Genomic DNA, 2,352 nt, shown 5'->3' on the forward strand with positions numbered 1-2,352 from the left:
GAGGCCCGATTGCTCGGTGACGTCCGAGAACGCGAGTCGGGAAGGCTCGGGGCTGTCGGCGTCTTGGTCGAGAAACGTGGGACCAAGTGAGACCCCTGCGAGAACTACTGCGAGGGCCAGTGCAAACGTGAGAACACGACGTGCGACCATCTAGACCACCGGAAGCGCCCGCCGTTCCCGTGGCGGTGCCAGATAACTCCCTCGACGGAGGGTCTCGAGGTAGTCGACGATGCCGTGGTTTTCGGCTGGGACGTCGAAGTCGTACTCTTCGGGATTCATCGCCCGTCGCGTCTCGACGAAGTCCTCCATGGTTCGTTGGACGGAGTTGAACTCGAACCCTGCTCTGTCGTGTTGGTTCGTTGCGACGCCCTCTGCTCTGCGGAGGATGCGGGGTTCGAACTGGTCGTCTCTGGCCCGAGCGACTTTTTGTGTGTGCCCGACGCGCCCACGTGAGTTGGCGTCTTCTTCGATGCGACCGACATCCTCCTCTGTGATGCCGCTGTCGCTGCCGAGTTTGTCGCCCGTCGGTCCCACGTCGTCGGTCGTATGAGCGGGACAGAACATCTCTGCGACACGCTCGTCTGTTTGCTGGTCGTACCATCGATCGAGGTCGATGAGGAGCGTCGAGGACGCAATCGTCGTCCCGCCGGCGAACGGTCCCGACGAGAGCGTGACTGCGTCCTCGGCGGGGAGGTTGCCGCGGAACCCGGACTTGAACCCCATCGAGAGGGGGGCGTCCTCTGGAATGCGCTCTTCGTCTAGTTTGTCGGCGGGAAGGCCCTTCCCGACGTATCCGGTGTGTCGACCTTCTTTCGAGAACACGCCCTCGAACGTTGCGTCGACGGAGACGCCGTTCACCTCGTCGAGTTCACCGAAGAGTGCTTCTTCGGCAGCGAGGACGATGGACCCGATGTCACTGGTCATGAGCAGTGCAGCATCGTACGGGTCTGCTTTCGCAGGGTCTTCACCGACAGCAGTGAGAACGTCTTCGGGTGACGAAAGTTGGTCTGGGGTCTGTCCAACCGCATCGAAGTACCGAGGGGCGTATCCGAGCATGAAGAGGAGGCCACGGTTGAACGCCGCACCCGCGTTGCCACCGGTCCCCCACTGAAAGGCTTCTTCGAGTGTTTGGAGGGCGGATTCTACCTGTTCCCGTTCTTCGTCTGTGGGGGGAACCGACCCTTCGTACTTGAGTCCAATCGTGACGAGTTGTTGGGGTGGAACCGTGTTCCCGTGTGCGTCACGAACGAGGTACTCTCCCCAGCGATGTTGCCCTGAGGGAATCGCGTCGGGGTCACCCCGAGGAAATTCGGCCGTCGATGCCGGTTCGGATTCGACGGGCGTCGCCGGGTCGCCACTCGTCGATTGCTCTCGCTCCATACACGCTGTGAGGGCACTCGTCCCGCCAATCGCCACTGCTGCTGTGACGAAATCGCGGCGGGAGAGCCCCCGTGCTCTGTTTGGGGCCACTGACCGTGGTAACGAGTGACACTACATAATTCTTGCGAGGCCCGACCGGTATACCCTCTCTGCCGACGACTCAGCGAGAGGTGTTAGCGCAGCAAAATGTAACATCTAACCAAATGTTTATTAACAATGGCTCGGGTTTGTTAGCAGTACACCATGTCAGACAGCACTGACCGCTTTAGCGACTTGATTAGCCGACGCAATTTCGTCGAACTAACCGGAGCAACTGGAATCGCAGCCCTCGCGGGTTGTACTGGTACTTCCAACGAGGGGGAAACGACCGACGACGGCGGGTCTGGGGGGGACACGACCGAATCCGATGGGGGCAGTGCAGGTGGTGACGATTCCGAATCGAGTGGGACGACTGTCCTCGACAAGAAGATGGTCGGTGCCACGAACAACGGCGTCCCGACGAACCTGCACCTGAACCCGGAAGCGACACAGAACTACGACCCACGAGCAGGGAACTTCGTCTTCGAACGGTTTGCGGCATACAACTTCGCGACCAGTGAGTTCGAGTTAGCCGCACTCGAAGAGTGGTCCATCGACGGGCAGACGGTGACACTCACGCTCCGCGACGACCTGTCGTGGGACACTGGCGAGGACGTGACCGCGCGTGACGTCCTGACCCAGTTCCGCCTGATGAAGAAGATGGAAGCGTCGCTCTGGGACTTCACCGAGAGCGTCGAACAGGGTGAAGACGACAAGACTGTCGTTCTCAACCTGAAACGACCATCCAACCCAGAAGTCATCAAGCACACTCTCGCCAACGGTTCACTCCGACTGTTCGCCCACCACCCGACCTTCGAACAGTTCCTCGACAAGGAAGCCTCGGAACTCCAGCAGTTCAAATACGAAGGAGACGTGGTGGCGAGTGGTCCCTTC

General features: G+C 60.2%; 2 protein-coding genes. One reads left to right on the forward strand and one right to left on the reverse strand.

Features of this window, described 5'->3' with window-relative positions:
• Window positions 1-150 precede the first annotated feature (150 nt).
• Window positions 151-1,470 carry a DUF7405 family protein gene (locus tag AUR66_RS14140; RefSeq protein WP_058572933.1) on the reverse strand — a complete coding sequence of 440 codons (1,320 nt, stop codon included), beginning with the start codon at window positions 1,468-1,470 and terminating at the stop codon, window positions 151-153.
• Window positions 1,471-1,623: 153 nt separating this feature from the next.
• On the opposite strand from AUR66_RS14140, the gene AUR66_RS14145 reads away from it, so the two are divergent.
• A partial coding sequence (locus AUR66_RS14145; protein WP_231727904.1) for an ABC transporter substrate-binding protein occupies window positions 1,624-2,352 on the forward strand: 729 nt, incomplete at its 3' end.

The sequence above is a fragment of the Haloferax profundi genome (assembly GCF_001469865.1).
GTDB lineage: Archaea > Halobacteriota > Halobacteria > Halobacteriales > Haloferacaceae > Haloferax > Haloferax profundi.